Origin of the sequence: Nocardia sp. NPDC050378 (assembly GCF_040655675.1) — a bacterium.
GTDB lineage: Bacteria > Actinomycetota > Actinomycetes > Mycobacteriales > Mycobacteriaceae > Nocardia > Nocardia coubleae.
Genome location: NZ_JBFAKI010000006.1, coordinates 141,582 through 158,606, shown reverse-complemented (window position 1 = coordinate 158,606; position 17,025 = coordinate 141,582). Strand labels below are relative to the sequence as shown.

Sequence of the window (17,025 nt, the reverse complement as noted above, 5' to 3'; positions counted from 1 at the left end):
ATGGAATCCAGTGAATCGGCGGTCGCCGAGATCAAGGACTGGTCGAAGGGGTACACCCGTCGCCATCCCGTCGCCTCGCTGCGGACCGTCGGGCGGCAGGTCGAACTCGGCCGCCACGCCTTCCGTTTCCTCGTCACCGACATCGCCACCCGACGTTTCCCGTTCACCGAATTCGTCGGGCAGGCGGTGTTCATGGTGAAGACCTCCCTACTGCCGACGGTCGCCGTGGCGTTGCCGATCAGCGCAACACTGTCCATCCAATTCGGTTTGCTCGCCGGGCAAGTGGGTGCCACGGCGCTGGCCGGTGCCGCGAGCGGGCTGGCTGTGATCCGCCAGTCGGCGCCCCTGGTGACGGCGATCCTGCTGGCGGCGGCGGTCGGTTCGGCACTGTGCGCCGATCTGGGGTCGCGCAAGATCCGCGAGGAGATCGACGCGATGGAAGTGATGGGTGTTTCGGTACTGCGCAGGCTGGTGGTACCTCGGCTGGCCGCCGGAATCCTCATCGCCATGGCACTCACCGCGGTCAGCTGCTTCGTCGGATTCCTCGCCGGCTATCTGTTCAATGTCTATGTCCAGGACGGCACACCGGGCAGCTATCTGGAGACGTTCTCCTCTTTCGCGACCGCGGGTGATCTGTACCTGGCGATGGTCAAGGCCGCGGTATTCGGGATGATCGTCGTCGTCATCGCCTGCGAGAAGGGCCTCAACACCAAGGGCGGGCCCGGTGGCGTGGCGAACTCGGTGAATGCCGCGGTGGTGGCTTCCATCGTGGTGCTGATGGTGGTCAACCTCGGATTCACCCAGCTCTACACCATGTTGTTCCCGAGGACGACACTGTAATGGCCAGCGTCTACCGTCCCCCGGTGCTTCGTGCCGTACTCACCGTCACGAGCGGACCGTGGCGCGGAGTCATCCTGCTGGGGCACATGTTCACCTTCTTCGTGCGCGCCGTGGTCTCGATACCGATCGCGCTGCGGCAGTACAGCCGCGAATCGCTGCGGATCCTCTCGGATGTGACCTGGGGCAACGGCTCACTCATCGTCGGCGGTGGCACCGCGGGCGTGATGATCATCCTCGGCGCCGCCGCGGGCGGCATCGTCGGCATCGAGGGATTCAACGCATTGAAGCTGCTCGGCATGGAGCCCGCGACCGGGATGATCGCCGCGACGGCGGCGACCCGCGAATTGGCCCCGATCATGGCCTCGATCGCCTTCGCCGCGCAGGCGGGCTGCCGGTTCACCGCCCAACTGGGCGCCATGCGGATCGCGGAGGAAATCGATGCTCTCGACGCGATCGCCATCCGCCCCGTGCCGTTCCTCGTCTCGACCCGCCTGATCGCCTCGATCGTGGCGGTGATCCCGTTGTTCCTGGCCGCGCTGGCCGCGGACTACCTCGCCGTCGAACTGTTCGTCGGCCTGGTCGGCGGCCAATCGTTCGGCACCTACGCCCACTATTTCGACCTCGTGCTCAGCGGCACCGATGTCGTGTACTCACTGCTGAAGGCGATCGTGTTCGTCATCATCACCACCACGATCCAGTGCTACTTCGGCTATTACGCACGGGGTGGTCCGCAGGGCGTCGGGGTCGCGGCGGGCCGGGCGATGCGCGCGAGCATCACCGTGATGATCTCGGTGAATCTGCTGATGACGTTGGCGCTGTGGGGTTTCGACGCCAGTTCCAGGATCAGCGGGTAGCCATGTCGATTGTGTTCGAATCCGACGACAGGCATCTGAGCAATGCCGGACTGTTCGTGCGCGGTGTCGCCGCGCTGGCCGTCGTCGTCGCCACCGTCGCGGCAATGATCGCCAGGTCCGAGGGTGCGTTCGCCGAGACGGTTCAGGTCACCGCGCTACTGGTCGATGTCGGCGACGGCCTGCCGAAACGCTCCGATGTCAAATACCGTGGCGTGCTGGTCGGCACCGTGCGGGAGGTGGTCCCCGCCGATGGTGGCCACCCGAATCAGGTGCGCCTCGAACTGATCCCCGAGCACGCGGTGGGTATCCCGGCGACGGTGACCGCACGAGTCGTGCCGAGCAATGTGTTCGCGGTGCCGTCGATCCAGCTCATCGACAACGGCCCCGGTGCCGCACTGGCCGACGGGGCGACGATTCCGGAGGACAACAGCCGGGCCGGTGTCCAGCTGCAGACCTCGCTCACCGCGTTGAGCCGCATCGCCGACGCGGTGGGGCGGCCCGATTCCGATCCGACCGTCGGAATCCTGGAAACGGTCGAGCGCGCGACCCGGGGCCGCGGCTCCGATGCGCTGGCGGCGGCCACCCAGCTCGAGCGCATCGTGCGGGCCTATCGCGCGGAGATGACCGGCCAGGACGAGACCGCCTCCTTGCTCACCGGCTTGTCCGAGGCGGTGCACGGACTCCAGGAATCCGCCCCTGATTTGCTGTCCGCACTGCACGACGCGGTCGGGCCGATGCGCAGCGTCGCCGAGCAACGACAGCGCTTGACCGAACTGCTCACCGGCGCCATCACCACCACCGAATCGGTCGGCACCGCGCTGACCAACCGGACCGACACCATCATCGACCTCAATTCCCGGCTGGGTCCGGTCCTGCACGTCTTCGCCGCGGGCAGCGGCAACTTCGTCCAGATGACCACGTCACAGACCCGGATCGCGCACGTGTTCGTCCACGACTTCTGGCACCCGGAAACACAAAGCGGTACCGCGAAGGTGATCGTCGAACTCACCCCGCACAAGCAGTACACCAGCACCGACTGCCCCCGATACGGCGAACTCGCCGGCGCCAGCTGTGCCACCGGGCCCGCCGCGGGCCCACCGGTCATCGGTGCCGCCGACCAACCGGTGACCATGCTCGACCGGCGCGCGGTCCTGGCCGAAACCCTCGGTGTGGCACCGGAAGCCGTCGATCTCGCCGACCTGCTCGGCCTGAATGCACCCGCCCCATCAGCTGCCGGAGGACCTCGGTGAAACACAGACGTGACCTCGCCGGACTGACCGCATTCCTGCTCGTCGCCGCCCTGCTGACCTGGATGGTCCGGGTGACCCTGCAACGCGACGTCACCGGCGACACACACTCGTATTCCGCTGTGTTCAGCGATGTCTCGGGCCTGCGGGTCGGTGACGACGTCCGGGTCGCCGGGGTCCAGGTGGGCCGGGTCGACTCGATCGATATCCACGGCCCGAATGCCCTTGTCGGCTTCCGGCTCCAACGAGACCAGCCGGTCTACGGCAACACCATCGCCTCGGTGATCTATCAGAATCTGATCGGGCAGCGCTACCTCGGGCTGAGCCGGGCCGTCACCGGCGACCCCGCCCCGCTGGCACCCGGCACGCAGATCCCGCTCGAGCGCACCGAACCGTCTTTCGACCTGTCCGGGCTGCTCAACGGATTCCAGCCGTTGTTCAGCACCCTCGACCCCGACGACGTCGACAATCTGACCGCAGCGCTGATCCGGGCACTGCAGGGCGACGACGGCGCGCTCGCCGCACTCATCACCGAGACCGCGACCCTCGTCCAGTCGTTCGCGGGGCCCGACCAGATCCTCGGCACGCTGATCGACAACCTCTCGGTGGTGATGACCACGCTCGCGGGGCAGAGCGCCGGGATCCAGACCACACTGTCGCAGACCCGCAAGATCTTCGACGCACTCGACGCCCGTCGCGACACGCTCTTGGATCAGACTGCCAAGATATCCACCGTCGTCGCCGACGCGGCAGCCGTGATCGACGGAGCCGGCCCGTCGCTGACCGAATTCATGAACCGTGAACCCGGCTTCGCCCGCCACTTCGTCGACGGGAAGGACCGTTTCGCGTTCCTCGGTTTCAACCTTCCGCTGCTGTTCCAGTCCATGATCCGGGCCACGGACGCGGGTGCGTTCGTCAACGCCTATGTGTGCGACATCGGGTTCAGCATCATTCCGGGCATCGATCCGGTGATCTCACAGGTTCTGAGCGCCGCCTCCCCGACCGGTCGTCCTCAGCACTCCGCGATCTGCAGGTAGGACCATCATGACCAAGCCACCGAGCGCTCTCGCCCGACTGCTCCCGCGTGTGGGCTCCAGCGCGATCGCCACCGACAGATCGCTGCGCACCGGCCTCGTCGCCGTGCTCACCATGACGCTGGTGCTGCTCGTGCTGGTCGTGGTGAACTCGATGCACCTGGGCACCCGAACCGTTCGGGCCGATTTCGTCCAAGCCGCCGGGATCGCCGCCGGTGACCCCGTGACCTGGGCGGGCATTCCGGTGGGCACGGTGACCGCTACCCGGCTGGCCGGTGAGCACGTCGAAGTGACCCTGCGGGTCGAGAACACGGTCGATCTCGGCGCCGACACCGCGGCCGCGATCAAACTCACCACGCTGCTCGGCTCGCGCTATGTCGAACTGCGCTCGAACGGCGACGGACAACTTCCCGGCAATCGTATTCCGTTGTCGCAGACCAGCGTTCCCTACGACCTGGAAACCGCGCTGCAGGACGCCACCACCACCTTCGACCAACTCGACGCCGACCGGATCGCCGAATCGATGACCGCACTGTCGCGCGGGCTCGACGGCGTTCCGTCGCTGGTCCCCGGCGTCCTGCGCGACATCCGGTCGCTGTCGAATGTCATCGCGACCCGGCGCGAACAGATCGGCACCCTGCTCACCAGCACCGACCAGGTCAGCACGGTCATCCGTAGTCAGCAGGCCGAACTGGGCTCGGTCGTCGACCGAGGCGGCGCGGTGTTACGCCAGATCCTCGCTCGCCAGGACGCGCTGCGCCGGCTACTCGACGCGACGACCACCCTGGTCCGGCGTCTGGAACCCCTGGTGGTCGGCGAGCACGCCGAGATCGAACAACTACTCACCGACCTGCGCGACATGACCGCGATGATGGCCCGCAACGACGAACTGCTGCGCAGCATCCTGCACATCCTCCCGGTGCCGTGGCGCATGTTCGCCAATGCCACCGGCACCGGGGCCGAACTCAACGCCAACGCCCCCGACGGCGCGTTCGTCGACTCGTGGATGTGCGCGCTGAGTGCGCTCGCCGTCGAGGCGGGCCGCTCCCCCTACCTCCAGGACTGCCGATGAGAGCACTGCTGTCGCCCCTGAAACTACTCGCGCTCACCCTGCTCGCCGCCTGCCTCACCGGATGTTCACCGGGATCCGGCGCCGAAACCTTCACCCTCACCGCCGAATTCGCGAACGCCAACGGCCTCTACGAGGGCAACCCGGTCTCAGTGCTCGGCATGCGAGTGGGCCGTATCGTCCGGATCGAGGCGCGCGGCACCGAGGTCGCCGTCGAGATGCGCATCGACAGCTCGATCCGACTGCCCGCCGACGTGCGGGCGGTGACGATCTCGGACTCGTTGCTCACCGACCGACACGTCGAACTCACCCCGGTCTATCGCGGTGGCCCCACCCTGCCCGCGGGAGCGGTACTCGACATGGCGCACACGAAATCCCCGGTCGAATTCGACGCGCTGCTTTCCATGGCACAGAAGCTGTCCGAGTCGCTGGGTGGCGACGGAAGCGGAGCGGGCCCGGTCGCCGACCTGATCGATCTCGGTGCCGCCACGACCGATGGCAACGGCGACGACATGCGCGCCGCGCTCGGCGAACTGTCCCGCGCACTGCAACTGGACACTGACAACGGCGCCGCGACCCGCAACGCGATCACCACGGTCGTCACCAATCTCGACGAGCTGACCGCGGCCGCGGCTCGCAACGACACGACGCTGCGCGAATTCGGCAGTGCCGTGGCGCAACTCAGCGATTTCCTGGCCGACCAGCAGCTGGGAACCGGCACGACCGGTGCCGCGCTGAACCGGATCATCGGTCAGGTCGCCGAGCTGCTGCGCCGCCACCAGGGCACCATTTCCGGTCTCACCACCGATGCCGCCACCGTGACCGGCTCGCTGGCCGCCTACGACTACAACCTGGCTCAGTTCCTCGATGTGTTCCCGATGGTCGTCGACAACGCCTACAACTCTGTCGACCAGAACGTGCGCGCCCTGCGCGCCGGGGTGGACGTCAACCGGTTGCTGCTCGACGGCCAGATGGTCAAGGAGGTCTGCAATCTGCTGCAGTTGCACAACCTCGGCTGCGCCACCGGAACGATGCGGGACATGGGACCGGATTTCGGGATCACCGCCATCCTGGCGGGAATAGCGGAGAAGAGCGGCCGATGATGCGACGAATCACGAAGGCGGCGCTCGCGACCACGCTCACGGTGTGCGTCGCCGGATGTGCCACCGGACTCGACCAGCTGCCGCTGCCCGCACCGGGTCTCGGCGGCGACACCTACACACTCACAGCGACATTCGCCAATGCGCTCAACCTCCCGACCAAGGCGAAGGTGACGCTCAACGGCGCCGACATCGGTCAGGTCGAGTCCATGACCGCCCGCGACTACACCGCCGTGGTGACCCTGCGCATCACCGCGGCCGTGCGTCTCCCCGCGGGAACGACGGCCGAGCTGCGCTCGGCGACGCCGATGGGCGATGTGTTCGTCGCGATGAAGCCGCCACCGATCGTCGAGCCGGGCACCCCCGCCCTCACCGACGGCAGCGCGATCGCCTTGGAATCGACGTCGGCGGCCTCGACTATCGAGGAAATGCTCACCCGCGCATCGCTTCTCGTCAACGGTGGCACTATCCAGTACCTCACCACGGTGGTCTCGGCGCTCAGCGAATACGTTGGTGGGCGCGGCGACCGGCTCGCCGCGCTGCTCGACGAGACAAGATCGCTACTCGGCAGCCTCGGCGACCGCACCGACCAGATCAACGGCGTCCTGCATGCCACCGCCGACCTCAGCGAGACTGTCGCCGCCGAGCAGGCCACGCTGCACGATGCGGTCGCCGCCGCGGGCCCGGCCGTCGAGGTGCTCGCCGAGAACACCGATTCGCTGGTCACCCTGGTCGATCGCGTCCACACCATCGCCACCCAGCTCGCCCGATTCCCGAGTGTGCAGGGCACCAACACCACCAGCATGGCCGCCGACATCAATCAATTGGCGGCCGGGCTGAATGCCGCGGCCACCAATCCCGACGCCGATCTCGACACCGTCAACAACATGGTGAAGATCGTGTTGAAGATGATCAGCGGCCCCAACGGCCACGTCGCGGTCGACGTCGCCCAACTGGCCGTCCCCGACCCTGCCGACCCCGGCGGCGCGGGGGGCAGGGCACCCGACATCACCGACTGGACCGCCTTCGTCGGTTCGCTGCAGCACATGCTCGCCCGGCTCGGGAGCCGCCTGACAGGACCACCACGGTGACCGCGACCAGTCGTCGCAGCCGAACCGAAGCGCCTGCCCGGCTGCTCGTCGCCACGGTGCGCGCCGGTCACCGGCATCGGTCCGCTGTGTCGTTGCTCGGTCTGCTCGCGATCCTTCTCGGCGCCTGCACGCACCTGCTCGTCGCAACCTTCGATATCGATCCGCTGAGTCAGCCGTACCGGGTGCGGGTCGAGCTGGTGCAGTCCGGTGGGCTGCTGCCCGGGCAGGAAGTCACCCTGCGCGGGGTGCGAGTGGGCAGTGTCGAGTCGGTGCGGGTCGTCGACGAAAAGGTGATCGCCGTGGCCGCGATCGATGAGGACGTCCGAATCTCGGTGTCCGGACAGGTCCGGGTCGCCGCGCTCTCGGCGGCCGGCGAGCAATACCTCGATTTCCTGCCCGCGAGCAACGACGGCCCCTACCTCGCCGAGGGCGCGGTGATCACGACCGACCGCACCACCACCCCGGTGCCGATGGCCGACATGCTGCAAAGTCTCAGTGGCACGCTCGCCCAGATCGACCCCGAACGGCTCGCGACGATCTCGCGCGAACTGGGCGTCGGTCAGGCGGGCCCCGACAAACTAGCGGCGATCATCGACGGCGGCACCTTCCTCGTCGCCACGCTCGACGCGGTGCTGCCGAACACCGTGAATCTGCTGCGCAACAGCCGCGTCGTGGTCACGTCCCTGCACGATGGCCGCGGCACCTTGCGCGCCACGTCCGCCGACCTCGCGGCGGTGCTTGCCGGTACCGCGTCGATGACCGGCGGCTACGAACAACTGCTCACCGCGACACCGCCCATGCTCACCGAGCTCGACACCGTCCTGGCCACGAACTCGCCGACCATGGTGCAACTGCTCGGCAACCTCGTCACCGTCTCCCAGGTCGCCTACTCACGTATCCCCGCCCTCGAGGAGTTCTTCTTCCCCCGCCAACGGGGTGGGTCGGCGCTCGATGCGGTGGCCTCGGCGTTTCACGACGGTGGCGTGTGGGCGCTGGCCAGCATCTACCCGCGCTACGCCTGCGACTACAACGTGCCACGTCATCCCGGTTCGGTGCCCGACTATCCGGCGCCCTACCTCAATGCCGACTGCACCGACCCCGACCCCACCCTCATGCCGCGCGGCGCCCGCAACGCGCCACGACCGGCCGACGATCCCGTTCGCCCGCCGCCACCGGCCGACCCGCTGGAAACCGCCACGCCTGCCCCGGTGGGGCCGCAGACGGTGCCCACTCCGTATGGCGGCTCCTACATTCCCGGCCCGCGGTAACCGCGTCCGTCGCGGAAGGCGCCCTTCGGAAGTTTCAGTGCCGGCGCGGCAGGTCGCATCGACATCCTCGGCGAGCGAGTGCGCGGATCAGCGGCGGGCGGCAACAGCCCAACGCTGAATACCTCTGTGGCGCCGACATTCTCACCGGGATACCCGGCCGCCTCGACGGCCCGCGCCTTGAACGCACGAGCCGCCTGGCTCACCTGATGGTCCGCGCGCTCGACGCGTTCGGCGATGCCGACGGGCAGCGGGTCGCCCCAGAGTGCCACCTCGGCGACACCGTGCTCGAGGCAGTGCAGAATCCCGTCGCGCACCCGGTGGTCGGTGGCACACATCCGCGCCGGCGCGGCGAGCGCGTGCGGCCAGATCTCGTGCCTCGGCTCGGCCAGGGAGCGCTCGAGATCGAGCACCGTCGCCCCGAGGATCCGCAGCGGGCGGATATCGGAATGGTCCATGACCAGAACGGTCACCTCCCAGCCCGCGGTCGCCTGGTCGAAGAGCCAGCCCCCAGCGTGCCGCACGACCTCCTGCGCGTTCGGCGCGACAACGGCCAGCCGGTAGCGCAGTGGGTGTCGACGGGCGTGGGCTCGCCAGCGAACGGAGTCGACGATTGCAGCCATGGTTCCCATCCCAACCTCGAGCTCGAAGATCTCGGCGAGGTCCGTCGACGACGGATTTCGACAAGCCGGGACCTTCGCGATTCATACGGTAATCCGATTACTCATCGCGCCGCAGCCGTCTCAGCCAACCGAATTGTGACCTGTGCCACATCAATAGCTGTGCTGCGGCAGCGAACCTTCCGCTATCGCTATGGCCTCGTGGCACTGTCGACAGGAGACTCATTTCCACCGGTTTCAGCACAGGCGGCGAGGTCGGTGTCCTCGGTCGCGACAGCACCGGGCTCTCCGGCGGACGCGGCGATGCGTCGGCCCGGCGCCCAGGCCGCGATCAGGACGGCCGCACCGATCGTCAGGACCCCCAGCACGGTCGCTGAGTCCCGCATGCCGTGCAGGAAGGCGACTTTCGCGAAGTCACCCAGTTGCTGCGCCGCCGGTCCGATCTGCGCCACCACCTCGAGGGCCGCTGCGAGCGAGTCGCCGACAGGTTCGCGGGCCGCCTCGGGGAGGCTCGGCAGGGCGGGCGCGATGCGCTCACCGTATCCCGCGGCGAGCACGCTGCCCGAGATCGCGATACCGATGGCGGCACCGACTTCGCGAGCCGCATCGTTCACCGCGGCCGCGACACCGTGCTTCGCCACCGGCGTGCCGTCGACGATCGCAGCCGTGGCGGGCGCGGTACACAGCCCGATTCCCGCGCTCATCAGGACCAGGGGGCCGAGCACGTCGAGGTAGGACGTGTGCACATCGACCTGCGCGATCAGCAACATCCCGGCACCGATCGCCACCAAACCGGCGAAGGCGGGAATTCGCAGCCCGAACCGGGTCGCCAGCCGCGGCGCGATGACGGAGACCGCCACCATCGGCAAACCCATCGGTGCCAGCGCGAAGGCCGCGACCAGCGGGCGATAGCCGAGGATCAGCTGAAAATACTGCACGACAAGCATGAACAAGCCGAAGGTGACCAGGAACTGCACCGTCACGATCGCGGTGCCACTGCCGAAGCCCCGGTCGGCGAACAGCCGCACATCGATCAGTGGATGTGCCACCCGCCGCTCGACGACCACGAACGCGACACCGAGCACCACGCCGATGACGCTCGCGCCGAGCACCATCGGATCGAGCCAGCCGCGCGCGGGCACTTCGATGGCGGCGACCACGATCGCGCCGACGGCCAGGGCGCTGGTGAGCGTTCCGAGCGGGTCCATCGCGGGCCGGGAGGTCTCGACCGACTCGGGAAGGGTGAGGGCCGCCACCGCGAGCACCGCGCCCGCGATCGCCATCCCGACGAAAATCGAGACCCACGACCAGCTTTCGCTCAGCACTCCCGAGCCGAGAATGCCGAGGATCGCGCCGACGCCCGCCACTCCCGCCCACAATCCGACGGCGCCACCGCGTCGTTGCGGTGGCAAACCGGCGGTGATCAGCGACAGCGTGGACGGCATCACCAGTGCCGCACCGACTCCGGTGATCACTCGCGCCACGACCAGCCACAGCGGACTGTCGAGCACCAGGGGCGCCGTCGAGGCGACCGCGAAGATGAGCAGACCGACGACGAGGACGATGCGCCTGCCGTACCTGTCACCCAGTGCGCCGCCGGGCAGCACCAAGCAGGCCAGCGCCAGGGTGTAGCCGTCGACGATCCAGGTGAGTTCGGACTGGCTCGCACCGGTGTCGGCCGCGATCTCCGGCAACGTGGTGTACAGGGCGGCCATCGAGGCGGTGACGAGAACGACCGCGAGACAGGACAATGTCAGCACGCGACGCTGAATCGAGGACAATCGGGCGCGTTCCGTGGCAACCATATGCCCCTCCGCTACTATCAGTATCGCTTCGCTACAAGATGTAGCATAAGTTCGCCGGAGGAGATAGACCCATGAAGGAGTACTCGGCGAGATGAGCGCATTGGACGCCGAAGAGGTCGACCCGCGCCGGGTGCGGTCGCGGGCCCGGCTGCTCGATGCCGCGACCGCGCTGCTGCGGGACGGCGGCCTGGAGGCCGTAACGATCGACGGCGTCACCAAACTGTCCGGGGTCGCGAGAACCACCCTGTACCGGCACTTCGACAATGCGATCCAGTTGCGTGCCGCCACCATCGAACGGCTACTACCCTCGGCGATACCGACCCCACCCGACGGCCCGCTGCGCGATCGCCTCGTCACCCTGCTCGAGCACCAGGCCGACGCGATCAGGGAGACGCCCCTGCAGCTGTCGACCCTTGCATGGTTGGCGACAGGCTCGGATCAGGCGGACAGCCCGGCCATCACGTCACTGCGCGGGCGCCTGATCGACCAGTACCGTGCGCCGTTCGACCAGGTGCTCGAAACCCCCGAAGCCCGTGCACAATTGGGCGAATTCGACACCTATTTCGTGCTCTCGCAATTGATCGGTCCGCTCGTGTTCGCCAAACTCCTCGGCCTGCGCGAGTCGACCCCGGCGGATTGCGCCCGGATCGTCGACGATTTTCTGGCCGCGCGCGCCATCGACACCGCCGACGACTCCGGGTAGCACCTCAGATCAGGACGCCCACATCGGTGCGCACCAAGGCATCCAGCGCACGCTCGGCCATCGCGGCAATGGTCATGGACGGATTGCACGCGGCGGTATTGCCGGGCATCAGGGCTCCGTCGAGCACGTAGAGCCCACGCTGTCCGAGCACGCGACCGTCCAGATCGCACACACTGCCCATATTCGCCCCACCCAGCGGATGCCAGGTGGAGGGGAAGATCGCATTCGTGTCGATCACCTGCGCGCTCGGACCCGCGACGCGACGGATCGCGGCATCGATGTGTGCCTGAATGCCTCGATCACCCTCGTAGGGCCAGCGCAGTCGCGCGTCGTCGGACGCGGCGTCGTAGACGAAGTCACCGCGCCCGTCGCTCACGCCGTACCCGACGAGCATGGTGCTGCCCGCGTCCAGCGACAGCGGGGGAATCGAGGCTTGGATGAAGGTGAACGCCGCCTGCGGGTCGTCCCAGTTCTTGCTGCCGAACACGACCGGACCACCTTGTGCGGCACCGAAACCCGCCGAGGGATCGCGCCACACGTAGATGCGGTCGGCATTGGTGCCCCAGCCCTTGCCCAGGTCGTCCGGCAGGTCGGGGATGGCGCCCTTGGCGCCTGCCCGCACCAGCATGCGAGTGGTGTTCAGGCTGCCCGCAGCCAGCACGAGCGTGCGGGTGGTGATGATCTTGTTCTCCAGCACGACACCACCGGTGTCGATACGGTCGACCCGCACCACCCAGCGGCCGTCGGGAGCCCGCTCGATATCGGTGACCTCGTGCAAGGTCTGCACCTCCACCTTCCCCGTCGCCTCGGCGGCCGCGATGTAGGTGACATCGACGGAGTTCTTCCCGCCGTTGTTCACCCCCATCGCCCCGTCCCCGTTGGTGTAGGACGGTTTCATCTCGCCGCGCAGTTCGGCCAGCGCGTAGTTCCAGTCGATCGGCATGGGAATCTTCGACAGCGGCAGCCCGGCACCGCGAACTCGCTCCGCGAAGATCCGCGCGGCGGCATACGGTGCGCTGTCGATCAGTTCGTCCGGCGCGGTCGCCAGCCCGAGCATGCGCGCGACTCGCGGGTAGAACACCTGATCCATGCGCTCCCAGTCGATTCCGGCCGGGAAGTGCGCCTCGAACACCTCGCGAGTCGGCTGCAGCGACATGCCCTGGTAGACCAACGAGCCACCACCGAGTCCGGCCGCGCACAGGGCGGTCATTCCGGTGCCGGAGACCGCTTCGACCAGTCCGGCGTAGGGCTCGAACAGCAAGGGGGTGCCGAACAGTGTGGGGCTGGATCGGTGCCACAGCAGCCGCTTGTCCGGTTGGGTGGCCCGGGGGAAGGTCTCCGAGTTCGGGCCGGTGGCCCAGCGCCTGCCGCGCTCGAGCAACAAGACCGGAACGCCTGCCTGTGCCAAGCGCAGCGCGGCGACACCGCCGCCGAATCCCGAGCCGATCACCACCGCCCGACGCTCTTCCCTGGTGAGTGGGATACCGCCGGTACGTGCGGCGATCCCGGCGTCGGCGGCGCCACGCGCCGAAGCGAGGAGCAATCCGGCACCTGCGGCACCGCCGAGGAGGGCGCGGCGGGTCATCATCGGCATGTCGAAACCTTCATCGTGTCGTCGTGGCACGGGTCGATCCCGCGCCGTTCCAGCAGTAGGGAAACCAGCCCGAGTTCCTGGCCCTGGGTGCGCACCATCTCACGCGCCGAGCGTTCGACCTCGCCGCCGCTGAGTACGGCGTCCACCGCCGCGGCCATGTCGATGCCGCCCGCGTGATGACGGCGCATCAACCGCAGGAAGACGATCTCGGCCTCGGTGCCACGCGCGGCGCTCAGCTCGTCCAGTTCGGCGGCGGATGCCGTACCTGGCATCACCGGCACCGACTGCTCGGTCGAATGCCGTTGCCCGTGATGGTCATTCGACATCCACGTCATCGGCCGGTCGTTGGTGACCGGTGCGCCGACCAGCCGGAGCCAGCCGAGGAACATGCCCATCTCGGTGCGTTGAGTGTCGGCGATCTGCCGGGCGAGCCCGACCACGAAGGGGTCGGCACCGGCATCGAGTCGCTGGGTGAGAATCACCGCCTGCGTGTGGTGGGCGAGCATGTCCTGGATGAAACCGATCTCGGTCTCGGTGAGGACCCTCGGCGAGCTCGTGTCGTCTGGCAGCGCGGGACGCAGCGCTGCCCCCATGGCGAGCAGCAGCAGCGCGAGGGCGCCGAAACCGGCGTAGCGGAAAGCGTTGTGCCAGCTCATGATCCGGTTGTCGAGTCCTGGTCCGGCGGCGGGGTGTAAACCTCGGGTGACAGCTCGAGTGCCAGGAATCCGTTGTCGGCGCAGGTGGTCCAGAGTTGGTTGCCGCGCCATTCCGGTGGCGAGAAGCACCAGTCGGTCGACAGGTCACCGAAAGCCACGGTGCCGGTGCGCGCGCTGAGCGCCTGGGCGGGGTCGAACACGCCGCGCAGGACCGATTGGGCCACCGCGGGCGCCGCGAGCACCGGCACGCCGATGATCGAGGCGAGCGCGTGGGGGGAATTCGTGAGTTGGGTGTTCTTGCCGGTGCGGGCGGGCGGGTTGAAATAGCCGATCTCCCGGACGTTTTCGGGATCGCGCACATCGAACACGCGAATCCCCGACGAGGTCCAGCCGCAGGCGAGTGCGGTCGGGTCGGCGGGCCGGTCGGCGGCGCAGTAGTGCGCGTCGTAGGAGAACAGGGATCCACCAGCGGCCGAGGCGAGCATCGAGTCCTGGTTCTCGGGCAGGTTGATCTCGAGTTCGATCGAACCGGTGATCCGCGGATGACGGTCGTCGGAGACGTCGATCAGTTTCACTCCGCCGGAACCCGCCTCGTCGACGGCGAACACATAGGGCACGCCCCCGTAGGTCACCGGAACTGTGTGCTGGGTGGCCCACCCGTCCGACCAGGTCAGGTCGGCAAGTTCGACCACGTGGGGAGACGGGTCGCGGCGCTGCACCGCGCTGATGTCGAGCACCTTCATGCCGCCGAGGTTGTTCGCCAGGTAAAGGCGATTGCCGTCCGGGGAAACACCTAACCCGTGCATGGACAGGCCGGGCATCCCCTGCCACACCACTCGGGGATTCGCTGGGTCGATCAGGTCGACGGCGCTGAGCAAGCCGGGTGCTGTACCCGAACTCCAGTAGGTGCGGCCGTCCGGCGAGAAACCACCCTCGTGGGCGGTGATCGGCAGCGGCAGCGCGAGATCGGTCCCGGTGCCCGGATTGAGCAGGCGCGGGTGCGCGCAATCACTGATGTCGTAGATCGACAGCAGGCCGACTCCGGTGAGCGCGGGCACACCCGCGCCGACCAGTAGTTTGCGGTTCTTGTTGACCTTCAAGCTTTCCCACGTGCCCGCCAGCATCGCCGGCTCGGTGAGCGTGGCGGTGTGCACGGGTGCGGAAGGGTCGCGCACGTCGAGGACGTGGACGCCCGCGTCGGGGCCGAGCAGGTCACCGGGGAAGAAGGTACCGACGTAGGCGCAGTGGTCGAAGGTGATGGAGGTGATGCCACCGCCGCGTCCGCCCGCCGCGCCGAGCAGCCGCATATTGCACCGGTATCCGTCGCGGGAACGTCCGCTGTCACGATCGGCGGCGGGAACGTCGCCCTGCAGGCCGGATTCGGGCATCGACCCCGGCAGGCAGTCGACACGCCCGGCGGCCGGTTGGGAGTTGGCGCTCACCGCGCCCATCGACACCACCAGCGCGGCGGTGAGTATCAGCCCGGCGCGCCAGTGCGCACGGGTGGAAAAAGTCATCATGTGCTCCGTCGCCGCCCAGGTGAGGGCGCCTTTCTCGTAGAGTAACCATGTTACTGTTCGACGACGGTAGCACCCGCAGCCGGAAGCCGGAACGGAATCGAGCGAAATCGAAAAGACTGATGCCTGCAGAGGAGAAGCCGGTTATCGCGAGCTTCCGAAAATGATCTAGGCGTGACGGCCGGGACCGTACGGTCCGGCAAACGACGGATCGACTGTCGGCATCGGATCGGTGCCGCGCCACGCCGCGCCGACATCGGGGCGCCTGGGATCACCGTGCAGAGTCAGCCGGTGGATCGCCCGCTCCAGGATCGGCAGAATATCGGTGACCGCGATGTCCTTGTCGACAAATCGACCGGTCAAGGCATAGATCATGTTCGTGAGAACCAGCGCGATGTCCTCGACGTACTCCCGGTCCATCCCGGCGAACAACGCCTCGGCGAACGGCCACACCGCATCCACACCCTGCGCGTCCAGCTTCCGCCCAGTCGCGCTTCGGCGTGCGTGATGGTAGGCCTCGAGCATACGGGGGTTGCGCTCCCACGGCTCGAACACGTGGCGCAGCACCCGCATCAGCGCGTCCGGCATGGGCTCGTCGGGCCGCGGCCGGTCGAGTTCCGCGTAGCTATTGACATCCATCCACCGCGCGACTGCCGCGACGATCAACTCGTCACGGGTGGCGAATTTCTTGTACACCGTAGCCAGTGAAACCCGCGCCCGTCGCGCCACTTCTTTCACCTGCAACGCGTCATAGCCGTCCGACATCAGCATGTCGATCACGACATTGATGATCTCCGTCGAAGAATCCGCGTCAGGTGCCCGTCCCACTCCGTTACGTTAACCTCGCCGACCGACCGACACCCACCGCTTCCTGCGATCCCTCCCGTCTGATTGCGGCAATCCCTTCACACGGTGCGGCCACAATTGCGCACATAGGCGCAACCGCCGCGCATCCACCGCTCGTCCAGAGCACACCGGGGACGGTGACTTCGTTGGCGCGAGCGATGAAAGTTGGGGGCTGCGATGATCTCTCGCACGAGGCGTGGACTCACAGGGAACGACCGAGCCCAGGCTCGATTCGGTCGGCACCGAACAGCAGCGTGAGGTTGCGCAGGCCGGCCTGCGCCCGCCGACGGATGGTCCGGGCGGCCATGGGCAACAGCGTCCACCGCAGCAGCCGGTTGCGCTGGCGGCTGTACATCCGCCAGCGGATCACGCAGTTTTCGGCGTCGACTCCTTCGAGGTCGAGTTCCATGCACGGAAGAAGCAGCGCGAGGTCCCTTTCGGTGACCAGTCGCACCGGCGGGCACGCCTCGAGTACGCGCAGCGAGATCGCCACTGTGCGACCTGTCGGCAGGGTGCCCCGCTCGAGATAGTGCTTTCCCACTACCCCGGGAGGCAGCTCGTCGGCGGCGGTGACCGCCTCGACCCCGGGGAACCAGCGCGCGAAGTTCTCCAGGTCGGCGACGTAGGTGAAGACGGCCATGATCGAACACGGCAGGGTTGTTTCGGAATCGGCCAGCAGGTGCATCGGGCTCCTTCACGGTCGGCCGACCGAGACTAAGGTGTAGACCGAGTTCCACAGTCAAGCGCGAGATCCATGCTGATCGGTGAACCGGTACCGATGCCT

Annotated in this window: 16 protein-coding genes; 9 read left to right on the top strand and 7 right to left on the bottom strand. The window is 67.6% G+C overall.

Annotated elements, in window-relative coordinates; genetic code table 11:
• Genes AB0I35_RS15985 through AB0I35_RS15950 form a run of 8 tightly spaced genes read left to right on the top strand, consistent with a single transcriptional unit; the run spans nt 1 to nt 8,503 of the window.
• Complete coding sequence (locus tag AB0I35_RS15985) at nt 1–840, top strand: ABC transporter permease (RefSeq protein ID WP_357396708.1); 840 nt, start codon at nt 1–3, stop codon at nt 838–840.
• Entirely contained in the window at nt 840–1,694 is an 855-nt protein-coding gene (locus AB0I35_RS15980) for an ABC transporter permease (RefSeq protein WP_357396705.1), read from the top strand. The genes AB0I35_RS15985 and AB0I35_RS15980 overlap by 1 nt, the downstream gene beginning before the upstream one ends.
• 2 nt (nt 1,695–1,696) lie before the next feature.
• Nucleotides 1,697–2,944 carry an MCE family protein gene (locus tag AB0I35_RS15975; protein WP_357396704.1) on the top strand — a complete coding sequence of 416 codons (1,248 nt, stop codon included), beginning with the start codon at nt 1,697–1,699 and terminating at the stop codon, nt 2,942–2,944.
• Entirely contained in the window at nt 2,941–3,978 is a 1,038-nt protein-coding gene (locus AB0I35_RS15970) for an MlaD family protein (RefSeq protein ID WP_357396703.1), read from the top strand. Before AB0I35_RS15975 ends, AB0I35_RS15970 begins: the two co-directional genes overlap by 4 nt.
• A 7-nt stretch (nt 3,979–3,985) precedes the next feature.
• Complete coding sequence (locus AB0I35_RS15965; RefSeq protein ID WP_357396701.1) at nt 3,986–5,047, top strand: MCE family protein; 1,062 nt, start codon at nt 3,986–3,988, stop codon at nt 5,045–5,047.
• Nucleotides 5,044–6,147 (top strand): MCE family protein, encoded by a 1,104-nt coding sequence (locus tag AB0I35_RS15960; RefSeq protein ID WP_357396699.1) that lies wholly within the window; start codon nt 5,044–5,046, stop codon nt 6,145–6,147. Before AB0I35_RS15965 ends, AB0I35_RS15960 begins: the two co-directional genes overlap by 4 nt.
• Complete coding sequence (locus AB0I35_RS15955) at nt 6,144–7,235, top strand: MCE family protein (protein WP_357396698.1); 1,092 nt, start codon at nt 6,144–6,146, stop codon at nt 7,233–7,235. The genes AB0I35_RS15960 and AB0I35_RS15955 overlap by 4 nt, the downstream gene beginning before the upstream one ends.
• Nucleotides 7,232–8,503 carry an MlaD family protein gene (locus AB0I35_RS15950; protein WP_357396697.1) on the top strand — a complete coding sequence of 424 codons (1,272 nt, stop codon included), beginning with the start codon at nt 7,232–7,234 and terminating at the stop codon, nt 8,501–8,503. Before AB0I35_RS15955 ends, AB0I35_RS15950 begins: the two co-directional genes overlap by 4 nt.
• Here the strand turns inward: AB0I35_RS15950 and AB0I35_RS15945 are convergent.
• Complete coding sequence (locus AB0I35_RS15945; protein ID WP_357396695.1) at nt 8,482–9,123, bottom strand: hypothetical protein; 642 nt, start codon at nt 9,121–9,123, stop codon at nt 8,482–8,484. The genes AB0I35_RS15950 and AB0I35_RS15945 overlap by 22 nt on opposite strands.
• Before the next feature lie 188 nt (nt 9,124–9,311).
• A complete protein-coding gene (locus AB0I35_RS15940; RefSeq protein ID WP_357396694.1) occupies nt 9,312–10,925 on the bottom strand; it encodes an MFS transporter in 1,614 nt (537 codons plus the stop codon).
• Between the two features lie 91 nt (nt 10,926–11,016).
• Between AB0I35_RS15940 and AB0I35_RS15935 the strand changes: the two genes are divergently transcribed.
• The gene (locus tag AB0I35_RS15935; protein WP_357396692.1) at nt 11,017–11,628 is read left to right on the top strand and encodes a TetR/AcrR family transcriptional regulator; all 612 of its coding nucleotides are present in this window, start codon (nt 11,017–11,019) and stop codon (nt 11,626–11,628) included.
• Nucleotides 11,629–11,632: 4 nt separating this feature from the next.
• Here the strand turns inward: AB0I35_RS15935 and AB0I35_RS15930 are convergent, their stop codons facing one another.
• The 5 genes from AB0I35_RS15930 to AB0I35_RS15910 form a co-directional block, all read right to left on the bottom strand.
• Nucleotides 11,633–13,222: a GMC oxidoreductase gene (locus AB0I35_RS15930; RefSeq protein ID WP_357396691.1), complete on the bottom strand. Its 1,590-nt coding sequence runs from the start codon at nt 13,220–13,222 to the stop codon at nt 11,633–11,635.
• Nucleotides 13,213–13,878 carry a DUF305 domain-containing protein gene (locus AB0I35_RS15925; RefSeq protein WP_357396690.1) on the bottom strand — a complete coding sequence of 222 codons (666 nt, stop codon included), beginning with the start codon at nt 13,876–13,878 and terminating at the stop codon, nt 13,213–13,215. Before AB0I35_RS15925 ends, AB0I35_RS15930 begins: the two co-directional genes overlap by 10 nt.
• The gene (locus AB0I35_RS15920; protein ID WP_357397009.1) at nt 13,875–15,329 is read right to left on the bottom strand and encodes a hypothetical protein; all 1,455 of its coding nucleotides are present in this window, start codon (nt 15,327–15,329) and stop codon (nt 13,875–13,877) included. Before AB0I35_RS15920 ends, AB0I35_RS15925 begins: the two co-directional genes overlap by 4 nt.
• 234 nt (nt 15,330–15,563) lie before the next feature.
• The gene (locus tag AB0I35_RS15915; RefSeq protein WP_357397008.1) at nt 15,564–16,166 is read right to left on the bottom strand and encodes a TetR family transcriptional regulator; all 603 of its coding nucleotides are present in this window, start codon (nt 16,164–16,166) and stop codon (nt 15,564–15,566) included.
• A gap of 277 nt (nt 16,167–16,443) precedes the next feature.
• Nucleotides 16,444–16,926 (bottom strand): SRPBCC family protein, encoded by a 483-nt coding sequence (locus AB0I35_RS15910; RefSeq protein WP_357396689.1) that lies wholly within the window; start codon nt 16,924–16,926, stop codon nt 16,444–16,446.
• Nucleotides 16,927–17,025: the final 99 nt, after the last annotated feature.